Below are 23,858 nucleotides of genomic sequence, written 5' to 3' on the forward strand. Positions count from 1 at the left end.
TGCCATGCCGGCGCCAGCCTTTGCCGAAACGGAACTGCCACAAGCCGCCGCCCCGGCGGCGATCGATCTGCGCGAGGAATTCGAGACGTCCGGCGTCAAGGACGTCCTGGCCGAACTCGACCGCGATCTGATCGGACTCGCCCCCGTCAAGCGGCGCATCCGCGAGACGGCGGCGCTCCTGCTGGTCGAGCGGGCCCGCCGCCGCATGGGCCTCGCGCACGAGACGCCGACGCTGCATATGAGCTTCACCGGCAATCCGGGCACCGGCAAGACGACCGTCGCGCTGCGCATGGCCGACCTGCTGCATCGCCTGGGCTATATCCGCAAGGGCCATCTGGTTTCGGTCACCCGCGACGACCTGGTCGGCCAGTATATCGGCCACACCGCGCCCAAGACCAAGGAGATACTGAAGAAGGCGATGGGCGGCGTGCTGTTCATCGACGAGGCCTATTATCTCTATCGCCCCGAGAACGAGCGCGATTACGGCCAGGAGGCGATCGAGATCCTGCTGCAGGTGATGGAGAACCAGCGCGACGATCTCGTGGTGATCCTGGCCGGCTACGCGCAGCGCATGGATCGCTTCTTCGAAAGCAATCCGGGATTCCGTTCGCGCGTCGCCCACCACATCAACTTTCCCGATTATTCCGACGACGAGCTTCTCAGGATCGCGGAACAAATGCTCGAAAAGCAAAACTACCTGTTCGACGCCAAGGCAACCGCCGCAATGGCCGACTACATCGCGCGCCGCCGCGCGCAGCCGCATTTCGCCAACGCCCGCTCGATCCGCAACGCGCTCGACCGGACACGGCTGCGGCAGGCCAACCGCCTGTTCGAGAGCGCCAAGGGACCGCTCGACGCAAAGGCGCTGTCGACGATCTCCGGCGAGGACATCACCGCCAGCCGGGTCTTCGCGCTGCCCCCTGGGAAAGGAGAAGGCAAATGACCGCAAAGACCATCATCTCCCCTTCCGTTCTGTCGTCGGATTTCTCACGGCTCGGCGACGAGGTCGAAGCGGTCGCGCGCGCGGGCGCCGACTGGATCCATCTCGACGTGATGGACGGACACTTCGTGCCCAACATCACCTTCGGCCCGCCGGTGATCAAGGCGATCCGCAACCGAACGGACAAGATCTTCGACTGTCATCTGATGATCGCGCCGGCCGATCCCTATCTCGCCGCCTTCGCCGACGCCGGTTGCGACATCATCACGGTGCATGCCGAGGCCGGACCGCATCTGGACCGTTCGCTGCAGGCGATCAGGAACCTCGGCAAGAAGGCCGGCGTGTCGCTCAATCCGTCGACGCCGGAAAGCGTCATCGAATATGTTCTCGACCGGCTCGACCTGGTGCTTTTGATGACGGTCAATCCGGGTTTCGGCGGCCAGGCCTTCATTTCGGCGGTCATCGACAAGGTCAGGCGTGTCAAGGCGCTCGTCGGCCAGCGTCCGATCGACATCGAGATCGACGGCGGCGTCACGCCCGAGACCGCTCCCCTTGTCACCGCGGCCGGCGCCAATGTGCTCGTCGCGGGATCCGCCGTTTTCAAGGGTGGCGCCGAGGCTGCTTATCGCGCCAATATCGGCGCGATCAGACAGGCGGCCGACGGAGCGGTCCGGCGGGCCGCGTGACGGCCTGATCGGAGCACGACATGGCGGCAATCCCACCCGTCTGCGATTTCGGCTGGCAAGGCGTCGATGCCGTCTTGCCCGGCATCGACGGCAAATCGCATTCGATCTTCGGCCAGGCCGGTCGCAACGGGCTGGTCGTCGCCTTCATCTGCAATCACTGCCCCTATGTGAAGGCGGTGATTTCCCGCATCGTGCGCGATGCCGACGACCTCAAGGCCGAGGGGATCGGCTTTGTCGCGATCAACGCCAACGATGTCGACGCCTATCCGGACGACGGCTTCGACAACATGAAGCTCTTCGCCAGAGCGAACGCCTTCACCTTCCTGTACCTCCATGACGAGGCGCAGCAGATGGCGCGCGCCTATGGCGCCGTGTGCACCCCGGATTTCTTCGGCTTCAACGGAGAACTGACGCTGCAATATCGCGGGCGGCTGGATGCATCGCGACGGGACGCCGGACCGCCTGGGCTAAGACGCGATCTGTTCGAGGCGATGAAGCAGGTTGCCCGAACCGGCAACGGACCGCTCCATCAGATCGCTTCGATCGGCTGCTCGATCAAATGGAAGGAGGCCGTATGAACGTCGGCGCAAGCAAACGGTTTCGGTCGCCGAGGGCGATCCTGTTCGATCTCGACGGCACGCTGATCGATTCGGCGCCCGACATCGCAGCGGCCGTGAACGAGCTGCTGGCCGGCCGCGATCTGCCGCCGCTCAGCGTGGATCAGGTCAAGGCGATGATCGGCGGCGGCGTGATGAAATTGGTCGAGCGGGCTTTCGCAGCGTCGGGGTCGCCGCTTTCCGGCAGCGCCCTCGAGGAAGCCAACCGCGACATGGCGCCGATCTACCGCAGGCATCTGACCGGCCGGACGAGGCTGATGCCTGGCGTCAGGGAGGCGCTGACGCACTTCCACCTGACCGGCACGGCCATGGGCGTCGTCACCAACAAGCCGCAATTGGCGACCCGCGAAATCCTGCTGCACTTCCACCTGACGGAATATCTCGGCGCGATCGTCGGCGGAGACGCCGTGACGAACCTGAAACCGGCGCCCGACGCCCTGCTTCTGGCGCTCGACCAGCTTGGGGTCGAACCGTACGAGGCGCTGATGGTTGGAGACAGCGTCAGCGATGTCGGCGCCGCGCGAGCGGCCGGCACGCCGGTCGTTCTGCTGCGCGGCGGCTACACCCATGTCCCCGTCGAAGAACTGGGCGCGGACCTCGTGTGCGACAGCCTGCTCGATCTGCCTTCCGCCATGCGGAGGCCGCGCGACGCCGCCTGAAGCGCGTCGCGTCGACCAAATGATCGAACGGCGCGCTGGAGCAATTCGAGGAAAGCGCGCAGCGGTCGGGCTCGACGACTTCGCCGTAGCCTTCCCTTCGGAATTGTGTGAAAACAAAGAGTTAGAGCGGTTCAGTCTATCAAACACTGAACCGCCCGAAAGCCGCCACTTCGAGAATTGCCCTACTTTGAGAACTGCTTGAGATAGGCGATGACGTTGGCCACGTCCTTGTCGTCCTTGAGGCCGACAAACGCCATCTTCGTGCCTTTCACCATGGCCTTTGGATCATGGAGATAGGTCGTCAGCGTCGGCTCGTCCCATTTGACGCCGGACTTTCCAGCCGCGACCATGGCCTGGGAGTAGCTGAACCCCGGATGCGTGCCGGCCGTGCGGCCGATGACGCCGTTCAACGACGGACCGACCTTGTTCTGATCCTTGTCCGCGACGTGGCAGACCTTGCATTTGGTGAAGACCTTCTCACCCGCCGCCGCATCCTGCGCGTAGGATTGGTCCGTGATGAAAGTAACCAGGAATGTGACGGCAAAAAATGCGATAGCGCGCATGGCAATTCCTCATCAATCGTCAGATCCCCGGCGCCTGTAAAAAGCTAGCTGGAGGATGGCGGAAGTCAATCATACGAAGGTCCAGACTCCGGCACTGGAGAGAGCCCATCCTGTACTTTCGCCTTTGTTGACGGTCCTGGGGCGAGCGCGTAGCTTCAGCTCGTTCTGGAATCCCAAGGGCACCTCGGGACATCGGTCAGGCTGGTTTCATCCAGGCTGAGATTTGCCCAGGCTATGGGGGCGGCGGCATTTAGCCAGAGCGGGCGTCTTCGCGCGCAAGAGGTGCTGAATGAATATGGTCGACCTCATCTTGACGGTTTGCCTGAGCGCCAATCCCGGCGATTGCCGGGACGAGCATCTCTATTTTGAAAGCCGTGGCTCCCTGTTCCAATGCATGATGCTGGCGCCCAGCGAGATCGCGAAATGGTCGCAGGAACACCCGGCCCTGAAGGTCAGGCGTTGGAAATGCGCTTTCCCGACCAATGACCGGGCAATCTGACCGGCGCCCCAAACTTGTTGCAGTCCCGGGAGGACGCATCATGATTTCGCGGCGGGAAACGCTTCGTTTGGCGGCCCTTGGAACGGCGGCGGTGCTCGGCCCGCACCCCACTGCCGCTGCCGTCGCGCCCACGGTTCGCATCGGCGTGCTGAAGTTCGGCACGGTGAGCTGGGAGCTTGATACGCTGAAGCAACACAAGTTCGACGCCGCCAACGGGATCGATCTGGACGTCATCTATTTAGCCGGGGAGGATGCGACCAATGTGGCGATGCTGGCAGGCGCGATCGACATGATCGTAACCGATTGGCTGTGGGTCTCGCGTCAGCGCTCGCAAGGCGGCGATGTCACTTTGGCCCCCTATTCGACGGCCGTCGGGGCGATCATGGTGAAGGACGCATCGCCGATCCGCACCATCGCCGACCTCAAAGGAAAGAAGATCGGCGTCGCCGGCGGAGCGCTCGACAAGAGCTGGCTGCTGATACAGGCGCTGGCCAGGCGCGATCACGGCCTCGACCTGCCGGCGGTGAGCGATGTCGTCTTTGGCGCGCCGCCGCTGATTTCGCAAAAGGCCATTCAAGGCGAGCTCGATGCGGTGCTCAATTTCTGGCATTTCTGCGCCCGGCTCGAAGCCGACGGCTTCCGTCGGCTGATCGGCGCCGGCGACGCGCAGATGGCGCTCGGAGCCTCAGGTCCGGTATCGACGCTTGGCTATGTCTTCCACGACAAATGGGCAAACGATAACCCGCAAGCCGCCCGCGGCTTCCTCGAGGCTTCCGCGCAGGCCAAGGATCTGCTGGCAACGTCCGACGAAGAGTGGCTGCGCCTCGCGCCGATCATCCGCGCGGACGGCAAGGAGCTGGCAAAGCTGCGCGACCGCTACCGCGAGGGCATCCCCAGGCGGCCGGTCTCCGAGGAGGCTGCCGATGCCGGCAAGCTCTATCGGGTGTTGGCCGGAATCGGCGGCGAAAAGCTGGTCGGCAGCGCGCCGGAGATGGCGCCTGGCACATTCTGGCAGGAGCCGCTGCAATGACCGCAAGAGAGGGTGGCGATCGCACGCTCGGCGAAGCGGCCGGCATCTCCGGGCGTTCCGCTCCTGCGGCGACGCTGATGCCCGCGCTGACGGTGACGGTCTCTCTGCTCGGGCTAGGCCTGCTGTGGAGCCTGGCGGCGAATGCCTGGCCGAGCCCTGCCTTTCCGGGACCGGGACAGGTCTGGCAGGTATTGCTGCGAGAGGCGGCGAGCGGCGACCTTTTCTACCACCTCGGCGCAACGCTCGGCCGGGTCGCCGCCGCGTACCTCGTCGCGATGATTGCCGGGTCGGTGATCGGCATCCTCCTCGGCAGCTACCGCCGCGCGGACCGGTTCTTCAACCCCTGGGTCATCCTGTTCCTCAACATTCCCGCGCTGGTGATCATCGTGCTGGCCTACATCTGGTTCGGCCTCAACGAGGCGGCGGCGATAGGCGCGGTGGCCGTGAACAAGATCCCGAATGTCGTGGTGACCATGCGTGAGGGCGCCAGGGCGCTGGACCCTAGTTACGCCGAGATGGCGGCAGTCTACCGCTTCGGTCCCCTCGATCGCGTTCGCCATATCCTGCTCCCGCAACTGCAGCCCTATCTGGCCGCGGCCTCGCGCTCCGGCATTGCTCTCATCTGGAAGATCGTTCTGGTGGTCGAACTGCTCGGCCGCTCCAATGGCGTGGGCTTCCAGATCCACCTCTATTTCCAGCTTTTCGACGTTGCCGCCATTCTTGCCTACACGCTGGCATTCGTGGCGGTGATGCTCGTGATCGAACTTCTTCTGGTGCAGCCCGTTGAACGACATGCAACCCGTTGGCGCCGCCGCCCCGCTTAGGGTCGACATCGCCGAGAAGACCTTCAGGTCCGCGCAGGGCGTCTCGGTCACGGCGCTCAAGAACCTTTCCTTCGAGGTCCCAAACGGCGAATTCGCCTGCCTGCTCGGACCATCGGGCTGCGGCAAGACCACGACGCTGCGCATACTGCTTGGGCTCGACAGGCAGTTCTCCGGCTCTTTCCAGCTTCCCGAAGGCGGCTCGAACCGCATAGCCGCCGTGTTCCAGGAACCGACCTTGCTGCCCTGGCGCACGGTGGAACAGAATGTCAGGCTGGCGCTGCCGAAAGAGCTGCGGGTGAAAAATCTCGACGCGCTGTTCGACACGCTGGGTCTCGCCGGCATGCGCTCGCTTTATCCGGCCGAGCTGTCGCTCGGCCTTGCACGAAGAGCGGCACTTGCGCGGGCCTTCGCAACCGAACCGGCGGTGCTGTTCCTCGACGAGCCCTTCGTCTCGCTCGACGGGCGGACCGCCGGGCAGCTCCGGCGCCTGCTTCTCGACGTCTGGTCGGCCAGGCCTACGACCGCCCTGATGGTGACGCACAACCTGGCAGAGGCCCTGGCGCTGGCGGATCGCATCATCGTGCTTTCGCCGCGGCCCTCGCATGTGCTCGGCGTTTTCGACATAGGGCTGCCCAGGCAACACCGCGGCCCCGAGGCGACGAACGACCTTTTGCGATCGTTCCATCAGAAATTTCCGGGCGTGAGCTGATCACACTGCTCTATGCAGTTGCGAACGGAAAACCGCTGCCGACTTCCTGCTTCAGAAGCAACGCACGTCGGCTTCGGCCTGCGCCTGCTTCAGCTCCGTTCGCGCGGCTTTCGCCGGCGCGCTTTCGCGAAACAGACCTGCATTCTCGCCTGTCGTCAGGGACATGCTCTTGAAGGTCTCGGCCCTCTCATAATGATCGTAAGAGAGGATCGAGGCGATGACATCGATCGAGCATGAACAGCTCTCCAGCGCCTGGCGTGTCTGGCCGTTCGTCCGCATGCAGCCGAGCACATAGTCGACAATCGTCGTTGTCGGATAGTCTCCCGCAGCGCCGGCCGGGTTTGCGAAGACCGTTGCCGACGAAAAGACGAGCGTCAGGATCGAAAATCCAACATATCTGACCATGAGAAATTCCTCCTATTGCCCGCCCGCGCTGCGGCGAGGCAGCACCATCGTGTCCAGTTGGCGACATGGCGCGCGCCCGGTCAAGTTCCCACCGCCCCGGTATAGGACCAAAGGAGGAATGCCTTGCCCCCCGGCAGCAGTGCTCCAAGGCAACTTTACGGCCCGCCACAGAACCCATCTTCATGAGTACTGTTTCATAGCCGGATCAATACGGAAAACCATAAGTATCCTATACAGCAAGGAAAAGGAATATATATAAATAAACGCCAAAGTACACACGCTTTTTAACGCGATATTATAGGATTTTATATATGCAGTCTCTCGATTTTACACTGTATATCATCATGAAGTTTGGATAATCCTTTGTACCTCAATTTTGTATTGCATCGCATCAAATATATGCTGCATCGCACAATTTCGGCAAGGGTTTTTCCTTGCCTGACATTTTGCAATGACATAGCCTAATCCTGTTTCCGGCTTCAAGGACATCGCTGTAACAAGGGAGCGGCGGCAGTCTTTCGTAGGCCACATCGGGCGGGTGTAGGCTGGGCTGGTTTGGTAAAGGACAGAAAAGGTCCTCTGCTATTTGCAGTCTAGGTCGTGACAGCTGCCGGAAATACTTCCCAATACGAATCGCCTGGACAGGCTCTTGCGAGCCTGAATACCGATTTCTTGTTGTCAACATGGGAGGAATTTGATGCGCGCACTTACGCAAGCTACCTACATCGCAACAACCACTGCCCTACTGTCGTTAGGCGCGCTCTATACAGCGTCGGCTAACGAAGATCTCGTGAAGATGGCTGAAAATCCGAAAGATTGGGTGATGCAGACTGGCGACTACGCCAACACCCGTTACTCCAAGCTGAAGCAGATCACCAAGGAAAACGTGAAGAACCTGCAGGTCAAGTGGACCTTCTCGACCGGTGTTCTGCGCGGTCATGAGGGCGGACCGCTGATCATCGGCAACGTCATGTATGTTCACACGCCGTTCCCGAACACCGTCTTCGCCCTCGATCTCAACAATGACGGGAAGATCCTCTGGAAGTACGAGCCCAAGCAGGACACCAATGTCATTCCGATCATGTGCTGCGACACGGTCAATCGTGGCGTTGCCTATGGTGACGGCAAGATCATTCTCAACCAGGCCGACACCACCGTCGTTGCGCTCGATGCCAAGACCGGCAAGGTCGTGTGGTCGGTCAAGAACGGCGAGCAGACCGACGGCGGCAAGGGTGAATCCGGCACGTCGGCGCCCGTGGTCGTCAAGGACAAGGTCCTCGTCGGCGTATCCGGCGCGGAATTCGGCGTCCGCGGGTGGCTGGCCGCCTATAATCTGAAGGATGGCAAGCTCGCCTGGAAGGCTTATTCGGAAGGTCCGGATGCGGACACGCTGCTCGATCCCGACAAGACCACGCAGCTCGGCAAGCCGGTGGGAAAGGACTCCGGCACGAACACCTGGGAAGGCGAGCAGTGGAAGACGGGCGGCGGCACGACATGGGGATGGTATTCCTATGATCCCAAGCTGAACCTCGTCTACTACGGCACCGGCAATCCCTCGACCTGGAATCCGGTCCAGCGCCCCGGCGACAATCGCTGGTCGATGACCATCTTCGCCCGCGATGCCGACACCGGCGTAGCCAAATGGGTCTACCAGATGACCCCGCATGACGAATGGGACTATGACGGCATCAACGAGATGATCCTCGTCGACGGCATGGAGGTCAAAGGCAAGAAGCACGACGTGCTGGTGCATTTCGACCGTAACGGCTTCGCCTACACCATGGATCGCACCACCGGCGAACTTCTCGTCGCCAAGAAGTACGACCCGGCGGTGAACTGGGCCACCGAAGTCAACATGGACCCCAACAGCAAGGAGTATGGTCGCCCGCAGGTCGTGGCGAAATATTCGACGCAGCAGAACGGCGAAGACACCAACTCGACGGGTATCTGCCCGGCAGCGCTTGGAACCAAGGACCAGCAGCCGGCCGCCTACTCGCCGAAGACCGGACTGTTCTACGTGCCGACGAACCACGTCTGCATGGACTATGAGCCCTACAAGGTGAGCTATACGGCCGGCCAGCCTTATGTGGGCGCCACGGTGTCGATGTATCCGGCGCCCGGCGGTGACGGCAACATGGGCAACTTCATTGCCTGGGATGCCGCCAAGGGTGAGATCGTCTGGTCGAAGCCCGAGCAGTTCTCGGTGTGGTCGGGCGCATTGGCGACCGCAGGCGACGTCATCTTCTACGGAACGCTCGAAGGCTACATCAAGGCGGTCGATGAGCACGGCAAAGAACTCTACAAGTTCAAGACCCCGTCCGGCATCATCGGCAACGTCACGCCCTTCGAGCATGACGGCAAGCAGTACATCGCCGTTCTGTCCGGTGTCGGCGGATGGGCAGGCATCGGCCTCGCCGGCGGACTGCTGTCACCCGACAACGCCGCTGCCTGGCACGGCGCCGTCGATCAGGGCCGCGCGCAAGGCGATCAGGCCGCGGTCGTTGGAACGGCCGGTCTCGGAGCGGTCGGTGGCTACGCTGCACTCGCCGACTACACGACGCTCGGCGGCCAGCTCACCGTCTTCGGTCTTCCGGATTGATATTCCGGAACACCTCAAGACCGAAGGCTGAAAGATCGAGAGCCCGGATCATCCGCAGGCAACGGCCGGGCTCTCGATCTGCAGCATACCCGAACACCGGCCAACGCCGCTTTGCGACGGCACCCCTTCGTCCTTTGGCAAAATAAGGAAGCGTCTGAATGTCCATCCGCATCGCAGTTTCCGTTCTCGCCCTGACCCTTCTGCCTTTGGCCGGCTCAATTTCGGCGCAGGCCGAGGACAGCGCCGACAAAGCCAAGGCGGTGAAGGACGACGGCGGCAAATATTTGGATGCGGATGGAAATCCAACCTACAAGATCGAGAACGGAACCGTCGATTGGTACACCTTCAGCGGCTACCGCCGCTATCACTCCGACTGCCATGTCTGCCACGGACAGGACGGGATGGGTTCGACCTATGCCCCGGCCCTGGCGAACAGCCTTAAAACGATCGACTACCCTACTTTCCTCTCGATCGTTGCACAGGGCCGTAAGAACACCGCCAACGGCAAGGAGAATGTCATGCCGGCCTTTGGCGACAACAAGAACGTCTACTGCTACCTGGATGACCTCTACGTCTATCTGCGCGCCCGCGCCGACGGCGCCGCGCCGCGCGGCAGGCCGCCCAAGCACGAGGACAAGCCCCAGGCGGCCAAGGATGCCGAAAAATCCTGCATGGGGGGATGAAGTGACCAGCCGGGTTGCATCGAAGCCACGTTTCGTTCTGCCCCTGCTCGGCGCGCTCGCCTTGCTGCCGTTGGCCGCTTGGGCGCAAGGCGCCGGCCTCGGCGCCGCGGGAGAACTGGTCGACCCCGACATTCTGCGCGTCTGCGCCGATCCTTCGAACATGCCTTTCACCGACCAGAACGGCCAGGGATTCGAAAACAAGCTGGCCGAGCTCGTCGCCAGGAAGACGGGGCGGAAGTCGGTCGCCTATACATGGTTTCCGACCGTCATCGGCTTCGTGCGCAACACGCTCGCCGCCAACCGATGCGACGTCATCATGGGCTATGCCCAGGGCGATGAGCTGGTGCAGAACACCAACGCCTACTATCGCTCCTCCTATGTGCTTGTGCATCCGAAGGGCGATGACCTCGAGGGTGTCGAGACGATCGAGGATCCGAAGCTCACCGGCAAGAGGATCGGCGTCGTCGAACGCACGCCGCCAACCGCCAACATGGCCGCCAACAAGCTCTTGCGAACGGCAAAGATCTACCCGCTGTCCGTCGACACCCGCGTCACCCCGTCGATGGGAGAGGTCATGATCAAGGACATGCTCGCCGGCAAGATCGACGCGGCGATCCTGTGGGGGCCGATGGCGGGCTACTATGTCAGGCAGCTCGACGCGAATGTCACGATCGTTCCGCTGGTCAAGGAAAAGACCGGTTCGCGCATGTCCTACCGCATCACCATGGGCGTGCGTCCATCCGACCAGGAATGGAAGCGTACGCTCAACAAGGTGATCCGGGAGAACCAGGCGGAGATCAACAAGCTGCTGCTCGACTATAACGTGCCGCTGATCGACGAGCACGACAACCCGATCACGGCAACGCCGGGGTAAGCGCGAAGACAGGAGATGCGATGGAGGAAAGGAACCGATCGTCGATGCGGATAGTTTCTTTTAGTTGTTTGAGAACCCAGTGTTTCATTTGTCCATTTGTGAAGTGATGGACGAGCCATTGCACCCGCCCGCAATGGCGACAACGACATGACCGGCCCCTTCGGGCTGGCAGAAGAGGAGAAATGCCATGAAGAAGAGCTGGAAGAAACCGACCATGTGCCAGGTCGCTGCGGGCTTCGAAATTTCGCGGTATCTGCCTGCTGAAATTCCTCCCAGGAAGTAGGCCGCAAGGGTGCATGTCCCTGGCAGCAGGGGCATGCACCCCGCCGCATGTGAGGGCTTTGCAGCGGGAAACGCGGATACGAAACTGTCTACCGCCGGGAAGCCCATCAGATGGGCCGCGGAGCGGGCATTTGCCATGCGCGTGAAAATCATCGGATCGGCGGCGGGAGGCGGCTTTCCGCAATGGAACTGCAATTACCGCCTGAGCCGGGCGGCTCGCACCGGGATGCCCGGCGTGCATCCGCGAACCCAATCATCCATTGCCGCGTCGGCGGACGGGATAGGCTGGGTTCTTTTCAACGCATCGCCCGATATCCGCCAGCAGATTGCGCAGGCGCCCGAGCTGCAGCCCGCGGCCGACGCATCGTTGCGCTCGACGCCTATCCGCGCGGTGGTGCTGACCAATGCTGACGTGGACCATATCGCCGGCTTGCTCAGCCTGCGTGAACGACAGCCCTTCGCGATCTATGCGACGGCACAGGTGCTGGCGACGCTGGAGGCGAATTCGATCTTCAATGTTCTCGATCCGGCGATCGTGCCGCGGCGTCTCCTGGCGCCAACGGAGGAAATGGCGATCCGCGACGCGGACGGCCACCCGACTGGCTTGGTCGTCGGCAGCTTCGCGGTACCAGGCAAGGTCGCGCTCTATCTCGAGCAAAGAGACGATCCCGGCGCCAATTTCAGCTCCGACACGGGCGACACGATCGGCGTCCGTATCAGCAGTGTCGATGGCCGCGCCGCTGTTTTCTACATTCCCGGCTGCGCGCGCATCGATGCCGCGCTGCGCGCGCGCCTGGCAGATGCCGCCTGCCTTCTGTTCGACGGCACCGTCTACACGGACGACGAGATGATCACGGCCCGCGTCGGCCAGAAAACCGGCGCGCGCATGGGGCACATCGCGATGTCCGGAGAGGCGGGTTCGATTGCCGGCCTCGCCGATGTGAAGATCGCTCGGCGTATCTTCATCCATATCAACAACACCAATCCTGTTCTGGACGAGAATTCCGCCGAACACGCGGCGGTCAGGGCGGCTGGCTGGGAAGTCGCCAGCGATGGCATGGAGATGGAATTTTGAGCAATTTCCACAACGCGGCGCGGGGCGGCCTGTCGAAGAGCGAGCTCGAGGCCGTGCTGCGGCAGGTCGGCGACGAGCGCTATCACAACCGCCATCCTTTCCATCACAGAATGACCGGCGGCGCCCTGTCGAAGGCCGAAATGCAGGCCTGGGCGCTGAACCGCTATTGCTACCAGGCCGTCATCCCGCGCAAGGACGCCATGATCCTGGCGCGTGCCGAGGATCCGGCGTTTCGCGCCGCCTGGCGCAAGCGCATCGAGGACCATGACGGCGAGGACGGCTGGAGCGGCGGCATCGCGCGCTGGCTGCATCTGGCGACCTCGCTCGGGCTCGATGCCGAAGCGGTCAAAAGCGAAAGGCTGGCGCTGCCGGCAACCCGCTTCGCCGTCGGCGCCTACCTGTCGTTCTGCACCAACCGGACGCCGCTCGAGGCGGTCGCGTCGTCGCTGACCGAGATGTTCTCGCCGCGCATCATCGGCGAGCGGGTGCCGGCGATGCTGGCGAAATACGACTATATCACCGAGGATACACTGGCCTATTTCAGCCGGCGGCCCGAACAGGCATCGCGCGACGCCGACTTTGCCCTCGCCTATGTGCTCGCCCACGCCGACACGCCCGAACGCCAGCAGCAGGCGATCGATGCGCTGGTGTTCAAATGCGATATACTATGGGCCATGCTCGATGCGCTCCAGCATGCCTATGGCGCGCCGGGAAACATACCGCCCGGCGCCTTCCGCCCGGAGGCGGCCTCATGACAGCATTACGCAAAAGAGCCATCGTGTCGTTGCGGTCGGCGCCATCGCTGCCCAGGCATGTGCGCATCCAGTACGACCCCGTGCGGCAGGCCTTCGCCGTGCTTTCACCGGAGAAAGTGTTCTGGCCGAACGAGATAAGCCTCGACATACTGCGCCGCTGCGACGGCCAGTCCACCGTCGACAACATCATCACCGGTCTTGCGGCCGACTATGACGCGGATCCGGAGAACGTGGCGGCCGACGTCATCGCCTTCCTGCAGGAATGGTCGGACAAGCTTTTGGTGAAGCTATGAGCGAGCCCATTCTGCCTCCGATCGGCATGCTGGCGGAACTGACGCATCGTTGCCCGCTGCAGTGCCCCTATTGCTCCAATCCGCTCGAACTGCTGAAAGCCAACCGCGAGCTCGACACGCAGACTTGGCTCGATCTCTTCTCGCAGGCCGCCGATCTCGGCGTGCTGCAGGTGCATCTTTCCGGCGGCGAGCCGACCCTGCGCCGCGACCTCGAGCAATTGATCGCCGGGCTTTCGGCGCGCGGCGTCTACACCAACCTTATCACCGCCGGCGTCGGCATTGCCGAGGGCCGCATCGAGGCCTTTGCCGAAGCCGGTCTCGACCATCTGCAACTGAGCTTCCAGGGCGCCCGCCCGGCGACCACCGACCGTATCGGCAACCACCAGGGCAGCCACGAGAAGAAGCTGGAGACGGCACGCCGCGCCCGCGCGGCCGGGCTGCCCCTCACCATCAATGCGCCGGTCCATCGGCACAATATCCAGGAAGTGCCGGAATACATCGATCTCGCCCTGTCATTGGGTGCGGAGCGGATCGAGATCGCCAATGTTCAATATGCCGGTTGGGCGCTGACAAACCGCGATAGGCTGATGCCCGACCTGGCGGCGGTCAACCGGCAGGCGGACATTGTCGCGGCGGCGCGCGAAAGGCTCGCCGGCATCATGGACATCGACTTCGTCACGCCGGATTATTTTGCCATCTATCCCAAGCCATGCATGGGCGGCTGGGCGCGCGACGCGTTCATGGTGGCGCCCGACGGCATCGTGTTGCCCTGCCATGCCGCCCAGACGATTCCCTCGCTCCGCTTCGAGCGCTTCGGCGAACGCAGGCTCGCCGAAATCTGGACCGATTCACCGGCATTCAATGCCTTCCGCGGCACCGACTGGATGCAGGAGCCGTGCCGAAGCTGCGAGCGCCGCGAGGTCGATTGGGGCGGCTGCAGGTGTCAGGCGATGGCGATTGCCGGCGACGCCGCGGCAACGGATCCGGCCTGCGTCAAATCGCCGATCCACAAGTACATGGCGATACTCACCGACGCCGCGCAGGAAGAGGCAGCATCGGAGGGAAATGAAAGCTTCATTTTCCGGCGGATCGGCGCCACAATCCGACCTAGCACTCGGGCTTGAATCTGCCCACCGATGACGGCCCGAAGGATACCCTCGCCCTTTGCGGCGGCACTGTGTGTGTTTTGCCGGATTAAGCGCCGCTCAGGCCCGGAACCGCCGCAAGATCGATCTCGGTGATGTGCCAGCGGCCAAGGTTTGCGGTGTAGAGCTTGTCGCCCTTGAAGGCGATGTTGGTGGGATGCGCCAGCGTCGTCGCCGCCGGATCCTCGATCAGCACTTCGAGGCCTTGCTCCTTTCGCCAGCGATAGATCCGGCTCGGCTCGTAGCATGAGATGAGCAGCGAGCCGTCGGGCGCGAAGGCGAGCCCGTCAGGAACATTGCGCACGTCTTCGACGACGACCTGCCGGACCCCTGCCGCACCATCGGCGAGGATCGGCACATAGCTGACGCAGGGCGCATCGCTCTCAACCACATAGAGCCCGTTGCCGTCCGGCGCCATGGCCATGCCGTTGGCGAACCTCATGACCTCACGGCACCACAGGCCGCCCTCGCCCGTCCTGAGATCGTAACGGAAGATGCCCGAGCGATTGTCCTCGCCGACGCTGTCGGAAACGAACAGCCAGCCCCGCGCCTCGTCGACGATCGGATAGTTGGGCACGCGAATGCCGGACGAAGCGAAGCGCTCCATGCGACCTGTCGCGGCATCCCGGCGGAAGATCGCGGCATACTTGAGGTCGCAGGCAAAACAATTGCCGGCGCTGTCGAAAGCGATGCCGAGCAGGAAGCCGTCTGTGCCGCCCATGCGCTCGACCGAGCCGCCGTCTGCCGCCAGCCTCACGAGATCGCCGGTCTCGGTGCCGCACCAGATCGATCCGTCGCGATGGACAGCCACGCCCTCCGGATGCGCGACGCGCGGACTGGTGAAGATGCCGTCGAAGAAAACGCGAGCGGCGGACATATCGAGCAACGGCTTTGCCATGGAATGCTCCTCAGCTTGCGGCAAGCGGCCTCTGCGCGGCGATGCAGCGCTCGACCATGGCACGGTCGGCCGCGAGGATCTCGGCGATCAGCGCGCCACGCTCCTTGGCGCTGACGAATTCCAGACGCCGCAGGCCAAGCGGGTCTATGCGGTTTCGCAGCACGGCAAGCGTATCGCTGGAAGGCATCGGCACCTCGCGGCAGTCGGCATCGAATGTCACTTCGAACCCGGTGGCTTCACGGACCTGCTGCCGGGTAACGCCGGGCATGGTTTCGATGACGATCAATTCCCGTGATGCCTGGTCGAGCCGGAAGATGCAGAGATCGGTGAAGACCAGCGCCTTGCCTGTACGATAGCCCATCGGCTCGCGTTCGGCCGGTGTCAGCAGGCCGCGGGCGGAGCTTGCGATCTCGACCGCGCCCACCAGCGACTGGACCGAATGGCGCGGGACGTAGAGCAGGTAGTCGCGATGCATGTTGGCGACGTCGGCCATGCCGCCCTGCCCCGGCAGCCGGATCAGGCCGCCGCTCGGCTTGCGCAGCGCGATGGTGTTGACGCGGCCGTGCCGGTCGACCTGCGCGGCGCCGACGATCTCGTGTGTCACGGCGCCCGCCTGGTAATAGGTCGAGTAGGTGTCGTCGCCGCCGGCATGCGCCACGGCCGTCTCGCAATCGAGGCTTTCGATCAGCGACAGCACCATCGGGCTCGGCGCGATGTCGAGATGGCCGCAGCTCATCGTCGCGATGATCATGTCCGGCGCATGCGTTGCCTTGGCCAGCCGGTAGGCGACGTTGGCGAGCGGCGATACCGCACCAGCGCTGGCGAAACTCTCATTGTCGAGCTCGGCGGCGATCCGCGCGGCGATGATCTCTTCGACGGATGCTTGCCCCTCGCCCTGCGCCAATGCAGGCATCGCGACGACCGTTGCGGCGCTGACCTTGGCCGCTTTTTGAAGCCGCTCCGGCAGGCCGCCCGCAGGCAGGCCGAGCCTATCCGACAAAGCCACGTCCTTCGCCGCGAACGCCACCGACAAGGCCTGATAGTCGGTGACATAGAATGGCAGGCACGAGGCCGGATAGGCGCCGCCCGGCGCCAGCGCTATCGCCGAAACCTGGTTGCGGGTGAGGATGCTCTGGCGGCCATCCCGCCGCAGCGCCCCGACGGGCACGATCTCCTCGACCGTGACCAGCACCTGGCGCGCCGCGCCGGCCATGGCGAAGTCCAGCGCCCGCGGTCCGATGATCTCGACATTGCCACTTTCGTCGGCGCGCTGGGCATGGACGACCAAGGTGTCGAGCCGCAGCGGCGGGATAAATCCGGTAGCGGTTCCGGAAATCGGATCGGACGCGGCGCGCGCGCCCGGCACGCGCGCCAGCATGTCGGACCCTTGAGGAAGCTGGAACGGCATCGACGGCAGGTTCTGCTGCGCCGCCCGCAGCGCCTGGATCATGGCCAGGGCCGTCCAGTCGCGGACGGGGATCGCGCCGTTCTCGGCAGCCGCGCGGAATTTCGGCGGCAGTCCGAAGATGTCGAGGCTGGAAAAGCAAAGCTCGACTTCCGCCACCGCGCCCGCCCCGAGCAGCAGCTCGAGCGGCAGGCCGCCAGCCCAGGAGACGTAGCGCAAATCCTTGATGCCGGACCCGGCTATCGCGCCCAGCAAGGCGATCGGCAGCCTGGCGAAGTGGTGGCCGCCGACGCCAAAGACGTCGCCGTCGCCGACCATCGCCGCCAGGCCCTCGACATCGGTGAAGCGCGGCCGGTTCGGCTTGACCAGGGACAATGCGGTTCGATCGACGGTCTTCACGGCCCGGCCTTTTTCGCCTTCGTCGTGCTCCTCTCGGCGAATTCCTTGACGCGCCTTTGGCCGGTCTCGCTGCGGTAGAGGCCGCCCAATATGTTGCGCTCCATGGCAAGGCCTTCGGCCAGATCGCCAGAAACGGCATGCGCCGTCAGGGCTTTGAGGCCCTCGATCGCGGCGGCCGGCTCGGCAGCGATCATCCCGGCCAGTTCCAGCGCGCGCGGCATCAGCCTTTCGACATCGACGATCTCATTGACCAGGCCGGCATCGACGAACTCGGAGGCCGGCACGATGGCGCCGGTCATCAGCAGAAGATTGGCGCGGTTGCGGCCGAGCCTGGCGACGCTGCGCTGGGTGCCGCCGCCGCCGGGGATCAGCCCGAGCTTGATCTCCGGCAGGCCGAGCTTGGCGAACTGGTTGGCGATCACGATATCGCAGCACAGCACCAGCTCCATGCCGCCGCCCAGCGCGAAGCCGTTGACCGCCGCGATCACCGGCTTGCGGTTGTCCTCGATCGCCGCATACATGCGCATGCCGGCAGCCTGGAACGTGTCGAACTCGGCCGCCGTCTGCGCGGCGTATTCCTTGATGTCGGCGCCGGCCATGAAGCCGCGCCCCTCGCCGGTCACTACGATCGCGCCGACGCCCGCGTCGGAGGACAGCGCCTCGAACGCTTCGGTGATCTCGCCTTGCATCAGCCGGTTCATGGCGTTGAGCTGGTCGGCACGGCGGAAGGTGACGACCGCGACGCGGCCTTGGGTTTCCACCGTGAGCGTCTGGTAGTCGCGCATCGTCAGGCCGCGTCCACGGTCATGTCGCCGGAGGCTTCGAGCGCTGCGATCTCATCCTTCGACAGGCCGAACTCGGCCAGGATCTCGCGGCCATGCTGGCCGACCAGCGGCGCCGGCCGCTCGATGGTCGCGGGCGTCTCACTCATCTTGACCGCCGGCGCCACCACCCGCACCTTGCCGCCGCGCGGATGATCGTAACTGGTGATCATGCCCATATGCCTCACCTGCGGGTCTTCCGCGGCGCGACGGATATCCTTCACCTCGGCGCACCAGATATCGGCCTTGAGAAGTCGCGCCAGCAGATCCTGAGTTGCGAACTTCTTCGTCTCGGCATTGACCTTCTCGAACACCTCGTCGCGCTTGTCGAACAAGGTTTTCAGGTCGTCGTAGACGGCGAGCTGCGGCGCCTCCAGCACCTCGTAGAGCGTCTTGAACGGGCTCATGGCGATCGACACGTAGCCGCCGTCCTTCGTCTCGTAGATGCCGAACGGCGCTTGCATGCCGGGATGGCCTATACCGGAATTCGGCCGCACGAAATCCTCGCCGAGATTGAGCACGGCGACATATTCCTGGTTGAGGTGGGCCAGCAGGCCGGCCAGCAGATTGACCTCGATCTTCTGCCCCTTGCCGGTCTTCTCGCGATAATAGAGCGCCGACAGGATGCCATAGACCATGTTCATGGCGCCGATCTGGTCGGCGAGGCCAGCGCCGGCCGGAACCGGGGCCTGGTCGCCCCGGCCGGTGTTGGCGATCAGCCCGGCCAGTCCCTGGATCAGCATGTCCTGTCCGGGGCGCTCGACATAGGGGCCCTCCTCGCCATAGCCCGAACCCGAGCAGTAGATGATGCGCGGATTGACGGCCTTGAAATCCTCATAGCCGTAACCGAGCTTGGCCAGCACGCCGGGACGGAAATTCTGAACCACGACATCCGCGGTCCGCGCCATCTCCATGATAATGGCGTGCACCTTACGGCTCTTGAGGTTGAGCGCGATGGAGCGCTTGTTGCGGTTCCAGGCGAGGAAGTTCGGGCTCTCGGAGCCGCCGACCCATTTGGCGAAAAAGGTCATGCCGCGGAACATGTCGCCGGCGCCGGCGCGCTCGATCTTGATGATGTCGGCGCCCATGTCGCCGAGCAGCTGCGTGGCGAAGGGCCCCTGCAACAGATGGCTGAAATCGAGGATGCGGACGCCTTCGAGGGCCTTGTTCATTTCATGTCTCGTTTCGTTTCAAAGCAGTTCGGGAACGTAGCGGGGCGCTGCCGTCAGCCCGCCATCGACGCGCAGGTCGGTGCCGGTGGTGAAGCCGGCCGCATCGGAAGCCAGATAGACGGCGGCCTCGGCTACCTCGGAAGGCTCGCCGATGCGGCCGAGCGGATGCATCTTGACCCAGGCCTTGGCGAGGCTGCCGCCGATCTCCTTGATCAGCCTGTCGTTCATCGGCGTGTTGATGGTGCCCGGCGAGATCGAGTTGACGCGGATGTTCACAGGGCCGAACTCGACCGCCATCTGGCGCGTCATCGCCATCACCGCGCCCTTGGCACCGGCATAGGCGGTCCAGCCGTCGAGGCCGATATGGCCCTGCGCCGAGGCCATGTTGATGATCGAGCCGGACTTCTGCGCGATCATATGCGGCAGCGCGTATTTGCAGCCGCGGAACACGCTGGTCAGGTTGACCGCGATCAGCCGGTGCCATTGCTCGTCGGTCATCTCGTGCACCGGCATGCCGCCTATGGCGATGGCGGCGTTGTTGACCAGGACGTCTAGACGTCCGGTCTTCTTGACGGCGCTGTCGATCAGGCCGGCGATATCGGCTTCTTGGGAGACATCGCAATGGACGTAGTCGGCGCGACGGCCGGCCGCGCGAAGTGCACCGGCGAACTTCTCACCGGCCTCGTCGGCGATATCGCCGAGGAAGACACGCGCCCCTTCCCGCGCCATCGCCTCGGCGATCGCGTGGCCGATACCGTCGGCCGCACCGGTGATGACGGCGGTTTTTCCTTCGAGACGAGCCATGTCAGCCTCCATTCGCGCGCCGGCGCTTCGCCTCGTCGAAGGCGACCGCGGCAATGATGATCATGCCGGTGATGACCAGCTGCCATTCGGTCGGCAGCCCGAGCCCGCGCAGGCCGTTGGACAGGAACTGCAGGATCAGGACGCCCAGCGCCATGCCGGTCAGGCTGCCGATGCCGCCGGCGAGGCTCACGCCGCCGAGCACCGTCGCGGCAACGACCTGGAATTCGAAATTCAATCCCGCGGTATGCTGCGCCGAGCCGACGCGCGCGGCAAGGATAATGCCGGCGACCGTGGCGAGCAGCGCGCTGATGATGAAGCAGATGAACTTGACGCGCCGCACGTCGTAACCGGCCAGCCGCGCCACTTCCTGATTGCCGCCGACGGCATAGATCTGCCGCCCGAACGGCCGGTGCTGCATCATGTAGCCGAAGGCGACAAGGAGCGCGATCGCGATCACCGCCGAATAGGGGACGATGTTGAAAAGGCGCCCATCCGACAGCGCGATGAAGCTGTCGAGGCTGGCGTCGTCGGGGATCGCGCGCTGGCCGGTGTAGAGATAGACGCCGCCGCGCATGATGAACATCGTGCCGAGCGTGACGATCAACGAGTTGATGCCGGCATAGGCGACGAGATAGCCGTTCACGACACCAATGATCAGGCCGAACAGCAGCGCGCCGCCGACGCCGAGGAGCAGCGAGTTGGTGTCGTTCATGATGATGATCAGCGGCAGCGCGATGGTCGCCAGCAGCGAGCCGATCGAGATGTCGACCTCGCCGGAAATGAAGACGATGGCGCAGCCGATGCCAGCGGTGAGCGCCAGCGAGGCCTGGCCCAGCACGTTGGTCATGTTGCGCACGGAGAAGAAGTTCTCCACTGTGATGGAGAAGAACGCCAGCACCAGGATGAGGCAGACGAGCAGCGCGAGTTCCTGCCGGGCAAAGAGCCTCGCCAGCATGGATGGCTGGTCTTTTGCGGAAGCCGTGCTTGCCAGGCTCATCGCTTGCCTCCTCCGAGGGAATGGCGCGTATCGCCAGGGATGCTGCGGCGATGCGTCATGGTTCTATCCGATCGCCGCATTGAGGATCTTCTCCTGCGTGGCGTCCTCGCGCGACATGATCGCGGTCAGGCGGCCCTCGCACATCACCGCGATACGGTCGGCGAGGCCGAGCAGCTCCGGCATCTCCGACGTCATCATGACGACCGCCAGGCCTTCGCCGGCGAGCCGGTCGATCAGCGCGAAGATTTCCGACTTGGCGCCGACATCAATGCCGCGCGTCGGCTCGTCGACGACGATGACCTTCAGGCCGCGCATCAGCCAGCGCGAGATCAGCACCTTCTGCTGGTTGCCGCCCGACAGGTTCTTGATCTGCTGGAACAGGCTGGGCGTCTTGATGCGGAAGCGATCGACATAGTCCTGCACCGCCTGGTGCTCCTTCGCCTTGTCGACGAAGCCCAATCGGGCGAACGCGCCGAGCGAGGCGAGGCTGGCATTCTGGTAGACGGGCAGCTCGCCCATCAGGCCTTCGCTCTTGCGGTCCTCGGTGAGCAGGCCGATGCCGAGCCGGACGCCGGTGCGCGTGTCGTGCGGCGCGAGGCGCTGGCCGTCGACCGCGATGGTGCCCGAAATGATCGGATCGTAGCCGACGATCGCCTTGGCGAGCTCGGTACGGCCGGCGCCCATCAATCCGAAGAAACCGAGCACCTCGCCGGCGCGCGCCTCGAAGGACACGTCGATGAGCTTCTTCGCCGTGCTGAGCTTCTCGACCGAGAGCGCCACCTTGCTGCCCGCCGCGCCGCGCTGGCGGGGAAAGAGGTTGTCGATCCGGCGGCCGATCATGTCCTGGATCAGCGTGTCGTTGGTGTGCTCGCCGATCGGCCTGGTCGAGATGTGGCGTCCATCGCGCAGCACAGTCACCGTGTCGGCGATCTCGAACACCTCGTCGAGCTTGTGGCTTACATAGACCACGGCGATGCCGAGCGCCGCCAGACGGCGGATGACGGTGAACAGCAGCGAGACTTCGTTCGGCGTCAGCGAGGATGTCGGTTCGTCCATCACCACCACGCGCGCCTCGTGGGCGAGCGCGCGGGCGATCTCGACCATCTGCTGCTGGCTGACCGGCAGCGATCCGGTCCGTGCCGCCGGATCGACGTTGAAGCCGATGCGGTTGAACAGCGCCGCCGAGTCCGCCCGGATCTTCTTCCAGTCGATCGAGCCGGTCCTGCCGGTCGGATAGCCTTCGAGGAAGATGTTTTCCGCCACGGTGAATTCGGAGATCAACGCGATCTCCTGGAAAACGACCTTGATGCCTTCCTTCAAACTGTCGCGCGGCGACTTGATGTCGACCTCGCGCCCACGCATGCGGATGGTGCCTGCGTCCTTGCCGTAGACGCCTGCCATGATCTTGATCAGCGTCGACTTGCCGGCGCCGTTCTCGCCCATCAGGGCGTGGATCTTGCCAGGCTCCAGGGTGAAGTCGACATTGTCCAGCGCCACCACGCCCGGAAACCGCTTGCCGATGCCGCGCATCTCCAGCGCCGGCACATTCGTGTCGATGGCAGCACCTTCGCCGGGATGAAGGAAATCAACGGACATTGGCTTTGTTCCGGATGATGTCGAGATAGGTCGCCAGGATGATGACGATGCCCGGCACCACCATCTGCAGGTCCTGGTTCCAGCCCAGGATGATGATCCCGTTGTCGATCACTTTCAGCACCAGCACGCCGAGCAGCGTGCCGAACAGCGAACCGCGGCCGCCGAGCAGGCTGGTGCCGCCGAGGATGACGGCGGCGATCACCGTCAGCTCGAAGCCGCGCCCGGCTGTCGGCTGTCCGGCATTCATCAGCGAGGACAGGATCATGCCGGCGACGCCGACGCACAGGCCGGTGACGACGAAGGCAAGCAGCTTGAGCCGTTCCGAACGCAGGCCGGACAGGCGCACCGCCTTTTCATTGGCCCCGACCGCGTAGAGATAGCGGCCGAGCGTGGTGAAGCGCAGCGTCACATAGGCGACGACGAAGATCAGCGCCGCCAGGATGACGGGAACCGGAACCGCGCCGACATAGCCGGCGCCGAGGTCGGTGAAGCTTGCCAGCTGATTGTGGTTCTGTACCGCCTCGCGCGTGAACAGATAGACGCCCCCCTGCAGCATCATCATGGTGCCGATGGTGGCGATCAGCGAGTTCACCCTGAGCCTGGTGACGACGAGCCCGTTGAACAGGCCGACGCCGCCGGCAAAGGCCAGCGCCGCCAGCATGCCGAGCGCGAGGCTGTGGGTGGAATTGAGCACCGCCATGCCGATGCAGCCGACAAAGGCGAGCGAGGCGCCGACCGACAGGTCGACCTCCGCCGTGATGATGAGCATTGTCATGCCCGAGGCGACGATCAGCACCAGCGCGCATTGGCGCAGGATGGCGATGATGTTGGCCTCCGAATAGAACTGCGGCGCCGCGATCGAGATGGCGATGCACAGCACCGCCAGGATGGCGCCTAGCACCAGCTGGCTGCTGCCGAGAAGCTGGCCGCCGATGAAACGCTTCTGCGTGGAAGCGTGTGTAAGCTCGCTCATGTCAGTCCATTCCCGTCGCTAGAGCATGATGCCGAAAAGTGTGAAGCGGTTTTCGGACGACATCATGCTCTATCTCTAAGGTCAGGCGCCCGCGCCGTGTCGTCGCCGACCTAGCTGACGGCCCTTCCCGCGATGCGGGAAAGGCCGCTCCGACC

Annotated in this window: 26 protein-coding genes; 15 read left to right on the forward strand and 11 right to left on the reverse strand. The window is 63.8% G+C overall.

Annotated elements, in window-relative coordinates:
- Window positions 1-4 precede the first annotated feature (4 nt).
- From cbbX to gph, 4 genes are read left to right on the forward strand one after another with little or no spacing between them, the layout of a single operon-like run.
- Window positions 5-943: a CbbX protein gene (gene cbbX, locus FJ471_RS16620; RefSeq protein ID WP_140804843.1), complete on the forward strand. Its 939-nt coding sequence runs from the start codon at window positions 5-7 to the stop codon at window positions 941-943.
- On the forward strand, window positions 940-1,626 hold the full coding sequence (gene rpe, locus FJ471_RS16625) for a ribulose-phosphate 3-epimerase (RefSeq protein WP_140804845.1): 687 nt from the start codon (window positions 940-942) through the stop codon (window positions 1,624-1,626). The genes cbbX and rpe overlap by 4 nt, the downstream gene beginning before the upstream one ends.
- A gap of 20 nt (window positions 1,627-1,646) precedes the next feature.
- Window positions 1,647-2,204: a thioredoxin family protein gene (locus FJ471_RS16630; protein ID WP_140804846.1), complete on the forward strand. Its 558-nt coding sequence runs from the start codon at window positions 1,647-1,649 to the stop codon at window positions 2,202-2,204.
- Complete coding sequence (gph, locus tag FJ471_RS16635; protein ID WP_140804849.1) at window positions 2,201-2,902, forward strand: phosphoglycolate phosphatase; 702 nt, start codon at window positions 2,201-2,203, stop codon at window positions 2,900-2,902. The genes FJ471_RS16630 and gph overlap by 4 nt, the downstream gene beginning before the upstream one ends.
- Window positions 2,903-3,084: 182 nt before the next feature.
- Here gph and FJ471_RS16640 read toward each other — a convergent pair whose 3' ends face one another.
- Window positions 3,085-3,465: a cytochrome c family protein gene (locus FJ471_RS16640; RefSeq protein WP_140804851.1), complete on the reverse strand. Its 381-nt coding sequence runs from the start codon at window positions 3,463-3,465 to the stop codon at window positions 3,085-3,087.
- A 289-nt stretch (window positions 3,466-3,754) separates the two neighbouring features.
- On the opposite strand from FJ471_RS16640, the gene FJ471_RS16645 reads away from it, so the two are divergent.
- The 4 genes from FJ471_RS16645 (at window position 3,755) to FJ471_RS16660 (ending at window position 6,527) form a co-directional block, all read left to right on the forward strand.
- Window positions 3,755-3,964: a hypothetical protein gene (locus FJ471_RS16645; RefSeq protein WP_140804853.1), complete on the forward strand. Its 210-nt coding sequence runs from the start codon at window positions 3,755-3,757 to the stop codon at window positions 3,962-3,964.
- Between the two features lie 40 nt (window positions 3,965-4,004).
- A complete protein-coding gene (locus tag FJ471_RS16650) occupies window positions 4,005-4,994 on the forward strand; it encodes an ABC transporter substrate-binding protein (protein ID WP_210242031.1) in 990 nt (329 codons plus the stop codon).
- Between the two features lie 77 nt (window positions 4,995-5,071).
- The gene (locus FJ471_RS16655; RefSeq protein WP_181179474.1) at window positions 5,072-5,818 is read left to right on the forward strand and encodes an ABC transporter permease; all 747 of its coding nucleotides are present in this window, start codon (window positions 5,072-5,074) and stop codon (window positions 5,816-5,818) included.
- Window positions 5,787-6,527, forward strand: coding sequence for an ATP-binding cassette domain-containing protein (locus tag FJ471_RS16660; RefSeq protein ID WP_140804911.1), 741 nt, complete (start codon window positions 5,787-5,789; stop codon window positions 6,525-6,527). The genes FJ471_RS16655 and FJ471_RS16660 overlap by 32 nt, the downstream gene beginning before the upstream one ends.
- 51 nt (window positions 6,528-6,578) lie before the next feature.
- Here FJ471_RS16660 and FJ471_RS16665 read toward each other — a convergent pair whose 3' ends face one another.
- Entirely contained in the window at window positions 6,579-6,932 is a 354-nt protein-coding gene (locus FJ471_RS16665) for a hypothetical protein (protein ID WP_140804857.1), read from the reverse strand.
- A 697-nt stretch (window positions 6,933-7,629) separates the two neighbouring features.
- Between FJ471_RS16665 and FJ471_RS16670 the strand changes: the two genes are divergently transcribed.
- From FJ471_RS16670 to FJ471_RS16680, 3 genes are all read left to right on the forward strand, one after another.
- On the forward strand, window positions 7,630-9,531 hold the full coding sequence (locus tag FJ471_RS16670; RefSeq protein WP_140804859.1) for a methanol/ethanol family PQQ-dependent dehydrogenase: 1,902 nt from the start codon (window positions 7,630-7,632) through the stop codon (window positions 9,529-9,531).
- Between the two features lie 158 nt (window positions 9,532-9,689).
- Complete coding sequence (locus FJ471_RS16675) at window positions 9,690-10,214, forward strand: c-type cytochrome, methanol metabolism-related (RefSeq protein WP_140804861.1); 525 nt, start codon at window positions 9,690-9,692, stop codon at window positions 10,212-10,214.
- Window positions 10,186-11,088, forward strand: a complete 903-nt coding sequence (locus FJ471_RS16680; RefSeq protein WP_140804862.1) for a substrate-binding domain-containing protein — start codon at window positions 10,186-10,188, stop codon at window positions 11,086-11,088. The genes FJ471_RS16675 and FJ471_RS16680 overlap by 29 nt, the downstream gene beginning before the upstream one ends.
- A gap of 84 nt (window positions 11,089-11,172) precedes the next feature.
- Here FJ471_RS16680 and FJ471_RS34825 read toward each other — a convergent pair whose 3' ends face one another.
- Window positions 11,173-11,406 (reverse strand): hypothetical protein, encoded by a 234-nt coding sequence (locus tag FJ471_RS34825; protein ID WP_181179464.1) that lies wholly within the window; start codon window positions 11,404-11,406, stop codon window positions 11,173-11,175.
- 100 nt (window positions 11,407-11,506) lie between these two features.
- Between FJ471_RS34825 and pqqB the strand changes: the two genes are divergently transcribed.
- From pqqB to pqqE, 4 genes are read left to right on the forward strand one after another with little or no spacing between them, the layout of a single operon-like run.
- Entirely contained in the window at window positions 11,507-12,445 is a 939-nt protein-coding gene (gene pqqB / locus FJ471_RS16690; RefSeq protein WP_140804864.1) for a pyrroloquinoline quinone biosynthesis protein PqqB, read from the forward strand.
- Window positions 12,442-13,200 carry a pyrroloquinoline-quinone synthase PqqC gene (gene pqqC / locus FJ471_RS16695; RefSeq protein WP_140804866.1) on the forward strand — a complete coding sequence of 253 codons (759 nt, stop codon included), beginning with the start codon at window positions 12,442-12,444 and terminating at the stop codon, window positions 13,198-13,200. Before pqqB ends, pqqC begins: the two co-directional genes overlap by 4 nt.
- Window positions 13,197-13,493, forward strand: coding sequence for a pyrroloquinoline quinone biosynthesis peptide chaperone PqqD (gene pqqD, locus FJ471_RS16700; protein WP_140804868.1), 297 nt, complete (start codon window positions 13,197-13,199; stop codon window positions 13,491-13,493). Before pqqC ends, pqqD begins: the two co-directional genes overlap by 4 nt.
- Complete coding sequence (pqqE, locus tag FJ471_RS16705) at window positions 13,490-14,617, forward strand: pyrroloquinoline quinone biosynthesis protein PqqE (protein ID WP_140804870.1); 1,128 nt, start codon at window positions 13,490-13,492, stop codon at window positions 14,615-14,617. Before pqqD ends, pqqE begins: the two co-directional genes overlap by 4 nt.
- 70 nt (window positions 14,618-14,687) lie before the next feature.
- Here pqqE and FJ471_RS16710 read toward each other — a convergent pair whose 3' ends face one another.
- From FJ471_RS16710 to FJ471_RS16745, 8 genes are all read right to left on the reverse strand, one after another.
- Complete coding sequence (locus FJ471_RS16710; protein WP_140804871.1) at window positions 14,688-15,536, reverse strand: SMP-30/gluconolactonase/LRE family protein; 849 nt, start codon at window positions 15,534-15,536, stop codon at window positions 14,688-14,690.
- Window positions 15,537-15,546: 10 nt separating this feature from the next.
- Complete coding sequence (locus FJ471_RS16715) at window positions 15,547-17,340, reverse strand: CoA-transferase (RefSeq protein WP_246684744.1); 1,794 nt, start codon at window positions 17,338-17,340, stop codon at window positions 15,547-15,549.
- Window positions 17,337-18,125, reverse strand: a complete 789-nt coding sequence (locus FJ471_RS16720; protein WP_140804873.1) for an enoyl-CoA hydratase/isomerase family protein — start codon at window positions 18,123-18,125, stop codon at window positions 17,337-17,339. Before FJ471_RS16720 ends, FJ471_RS16715 begins: the two co-directional genes overlap by 4 nt.
- Before the next feature lie 2 nt (window positions 18,126-18,127).
- On the reverse strand, window positions 18,128-19,333 hold the full coding sequence (locus tag FJ471_RS16725) for a CaiB/BaiF CoA-transferase family protein (RefSeq protein ID WP_140804875.1): 1,206 nt from the start codon (window positions 19,331-19,333) through the stop codon (window positions 18,128-18,130).
- Between the two features lie 18 nt (window positions 19,334-19,351).
- Window positions 19,352-20,137 (reverse strand): SDR family oxidoreductase, encoded by a 786-nt coding sequence (locus tag FJ471_RS16730; protein ID WP_140804877.1) that lies wholly within the window; start codon window positions 20,135-20,137, stop codon window positions 19,352-19,354.
- Between the two features lies 1 nt (window position 20,138).
- The gene (locus tag FJ471_RS16735) at window positions 20,139-21,134 is read right to left on the reverse strand and encodes an ABC transporter permease (protein WP_140804879.1); all 996 of its coding nucleotides are present in this window, start codon (window positions 21,132-21,134) and stop codon (window positions 20,139-20,141) included.
- A gap of 63 nt (window positions 21,135-21,197) precedes the next feature.
- Complete coding sequence (locus FJ471_RS16740) at window positions 21,198-22,730, reverse strand: sugar ABC transporter ATP-binding protein (RefSeq protein WP_140804881.1); 1,533 nt, start codon at window positions 22,728-22,730, stop codon at window positions 21,198-21,200.
- Window positions 22,720-23,703: an ABC transporter permease gene (locus FJ471_RS16745; protein WP_140804883.1), complete on the reverse strand. Its 984-nt coding sequence runs from the start codon at window positions 23,701-23,703 to the stop codon at window positions 22,720-22,722. The genes FJ471_RS16740 and FJ471_RS16745 overlap by 11 nt, the downstream gene beginning before the upstream one ends.
- Between the last annotated feature and the right edge of the window lie 155 nt (window positions 23,704-23,858).

It is taken from the genome of Mesorhizobium sp. B2-7-1, assembly GCF_006440735.1.
In the GTDB taxonomy this organism is placed as follows: Bacteria; Pseudomonadota; Alphaproteobacteria; order Rhizobiales; family Rhizobiaceae; genus Mesorhizobium.

What these genes read in the sequence shown, in the direction of transcription:
- FJ471_RS16665 (WP_140804857.1), bottom strand. Translation starts at nt 6,932, where the DNA reads ATGGTCAGATATGTTGGATTTTCGATCCTGACGCTCGTCTTTTCGTCG.
- FJ471_RS16655 (WP_181179474.1), top strand. Translation starts at nt 5,072, where the DNA reads ATGCCCGCGCTGACGGTGACGGTCTCTCTGCTCGGGCTAGGCCTGCTG.
- FJ471_RS16740 (WP_140804881.1), bottom strand. Translation starts at nt 22,730, where the DNA reads ATGTCCGTTGATTTCCTTCATCCCGGCGAAGGTGCTGCCATCGACACG.
- FJ471_RS16720 (WP_140804873.1), bottom strand. Translation starts at nt 18,125, where the DNA reads ATGCGCGACTACCAGACGCTCACGGTGGAAACCCAAGGCCGCGTCGCG.
- pqqD (WP_140804868.1), top strand. Translation starts at nt 13,197, where the DNA reads ATGACAGCATTACGCAAAAGAGCCATCGTGTCGTTGCGGTCGGCGCCA.
- FJ471_RS16660 (WP_140804911.1), top strand. Translation starts at nt 5,787, where the DNA reads ATGCAACCCGTTGGCGCCGCCGCCCCGCTTAGGGTCGACATCGCCGAG.
- FJ471_RS16645 (WP_140804853.1), top strand. Translation starts at nt 3,755, where the DNA reads ATGAATATGGTCGACCTCATCTTGACGGTTTGCCTGAGCGCCAATCCC.
- FJ471_RS16680 (WP_140804862.1), top strand. Translation starts at nt 10,186, where the DNA reads ATGCCGAAAAATCCTGCATGGGGGGATGAAGTGACCAGCCGGGTTGCA.
- pqqE (WP_140804870.1), top strand. Translation starts at nt 13,490, where the DNA reads ATGAGCGAGCCCATTCTGCCTCCGATCGGCATGCTGGCGGAACTGACG.
- FJ471_RS16725 (WP_140804875.1), bottom strand. Translation starts at nt 19,333, where the DNA reads ATGAACAAGGCCCTCGAAGGCGTCCGCATCCTCGATTTCAGCCATCTG.
- FJ471_RS16640 (WP_140804851.1), bottom strand. Translation starts at nt 3,465, where the DNA reads ATGCGCGCTATCGCATTTTTTGCCGTCACATTCCTGGTTACTTTCATC.
- FJ471_RS16735 (WP_140804879.1), bottom strand. Translation starts at nt 21,134, where the DNA reads ATGAGCCTGGCAAGCACGGCTTCCGCAAAAGACCAGCCATCCATGCTG.
- FJ471_RS16730 (WP_140804877.1), bottom strand. Translation starts at nt 20,137, where the DNA reads ATGGCTCGTCTCGAAGGAAAAACCGCCGTCATCACCGGTGCGGCCGAC.
- gph (WP_140804849.1), top strand. Translation starts at nt 2,201, where the DNA reads ATGAACGTCGGCGCAAGCAAACGGTTTCGGTCGCCGAGGGCGATCCTG.
- FJ471_RS16675 (WP_140804861.1), top strand. Translation starts at nt 9,690, where the DNA reads ATGTCCATCCGCATCGCAGTTTCCGTTCTCGCCCTGACCCTTCTGCCT.
- FJ471_RS16670 (WP_140804859.1), top strand. Translation starts at nt 7,630, where the DNA reads ATGCGCGCACTTACGCAAGCTACCTACATCGCAACAACCACTGCCCTA.
- FJ471_RS16745 (WP_140804883.1), bottom strand. Translation starts at nt 23,703, where the DNA reads ATGAGCGAGCTTACACACGCTTCCACGCAGAAGCGTTTCATCGGCGGC.
- pqqB (WP_140804864.1), top strand. Translation starts at nt 11,507, where the DNA reads ATGCGCGTGAAAATCATCGGATCGGCGGCGGGAGGCGGCTTTCCGCAA.
- FJ471_RS34825 (WP_181179464.1), bottom strand. Translation starts at nt 11,406, where the DNA reads ATGCCCCTGCTGCCAGGGACATGCACCCTTGCGGCCTACTTCCTGGGA.
- FJ471_RS16650 (WP_210242031.1), top strand. Translation starts at nt 4,005, where the DNA reads ATGATTTCGCGGCGGGAAACGCTTCGTTTGGCGGCCCTTGGAACGGCG.
- FJ471_RS16710 (WP_140804871.1), bottom strand. Translation starts at nt 15,536, where the DNA reads ATGGCAAAGCCGTTGCTCGATATGTCCGCCGCTCGCGTTTTCTTCGAC.
- rpe (WP_140804845.1), top strand. Translation starts at nt 940, where the DNA reads ATGACCGCAAAGACCATCATCTCCCCTTCCGTTCTGTCGTCGGATTTC.
- FJ471_RS16630 (WP_140804846.1), top strand. Translation starts at nt 1,647, where the DNA reads ATGGCGGCAATCCCACCCGTCTGCGATTTCGGCTGGCAAGGCGTCGAT.
- cbbX (WP_140804843.1), top strand. Translation starts at nt 5, where the DNA reads ATGCCGGCGCCAGCCTTTGCCGAAACGGAACTGCCACAAGCCGCCGCC.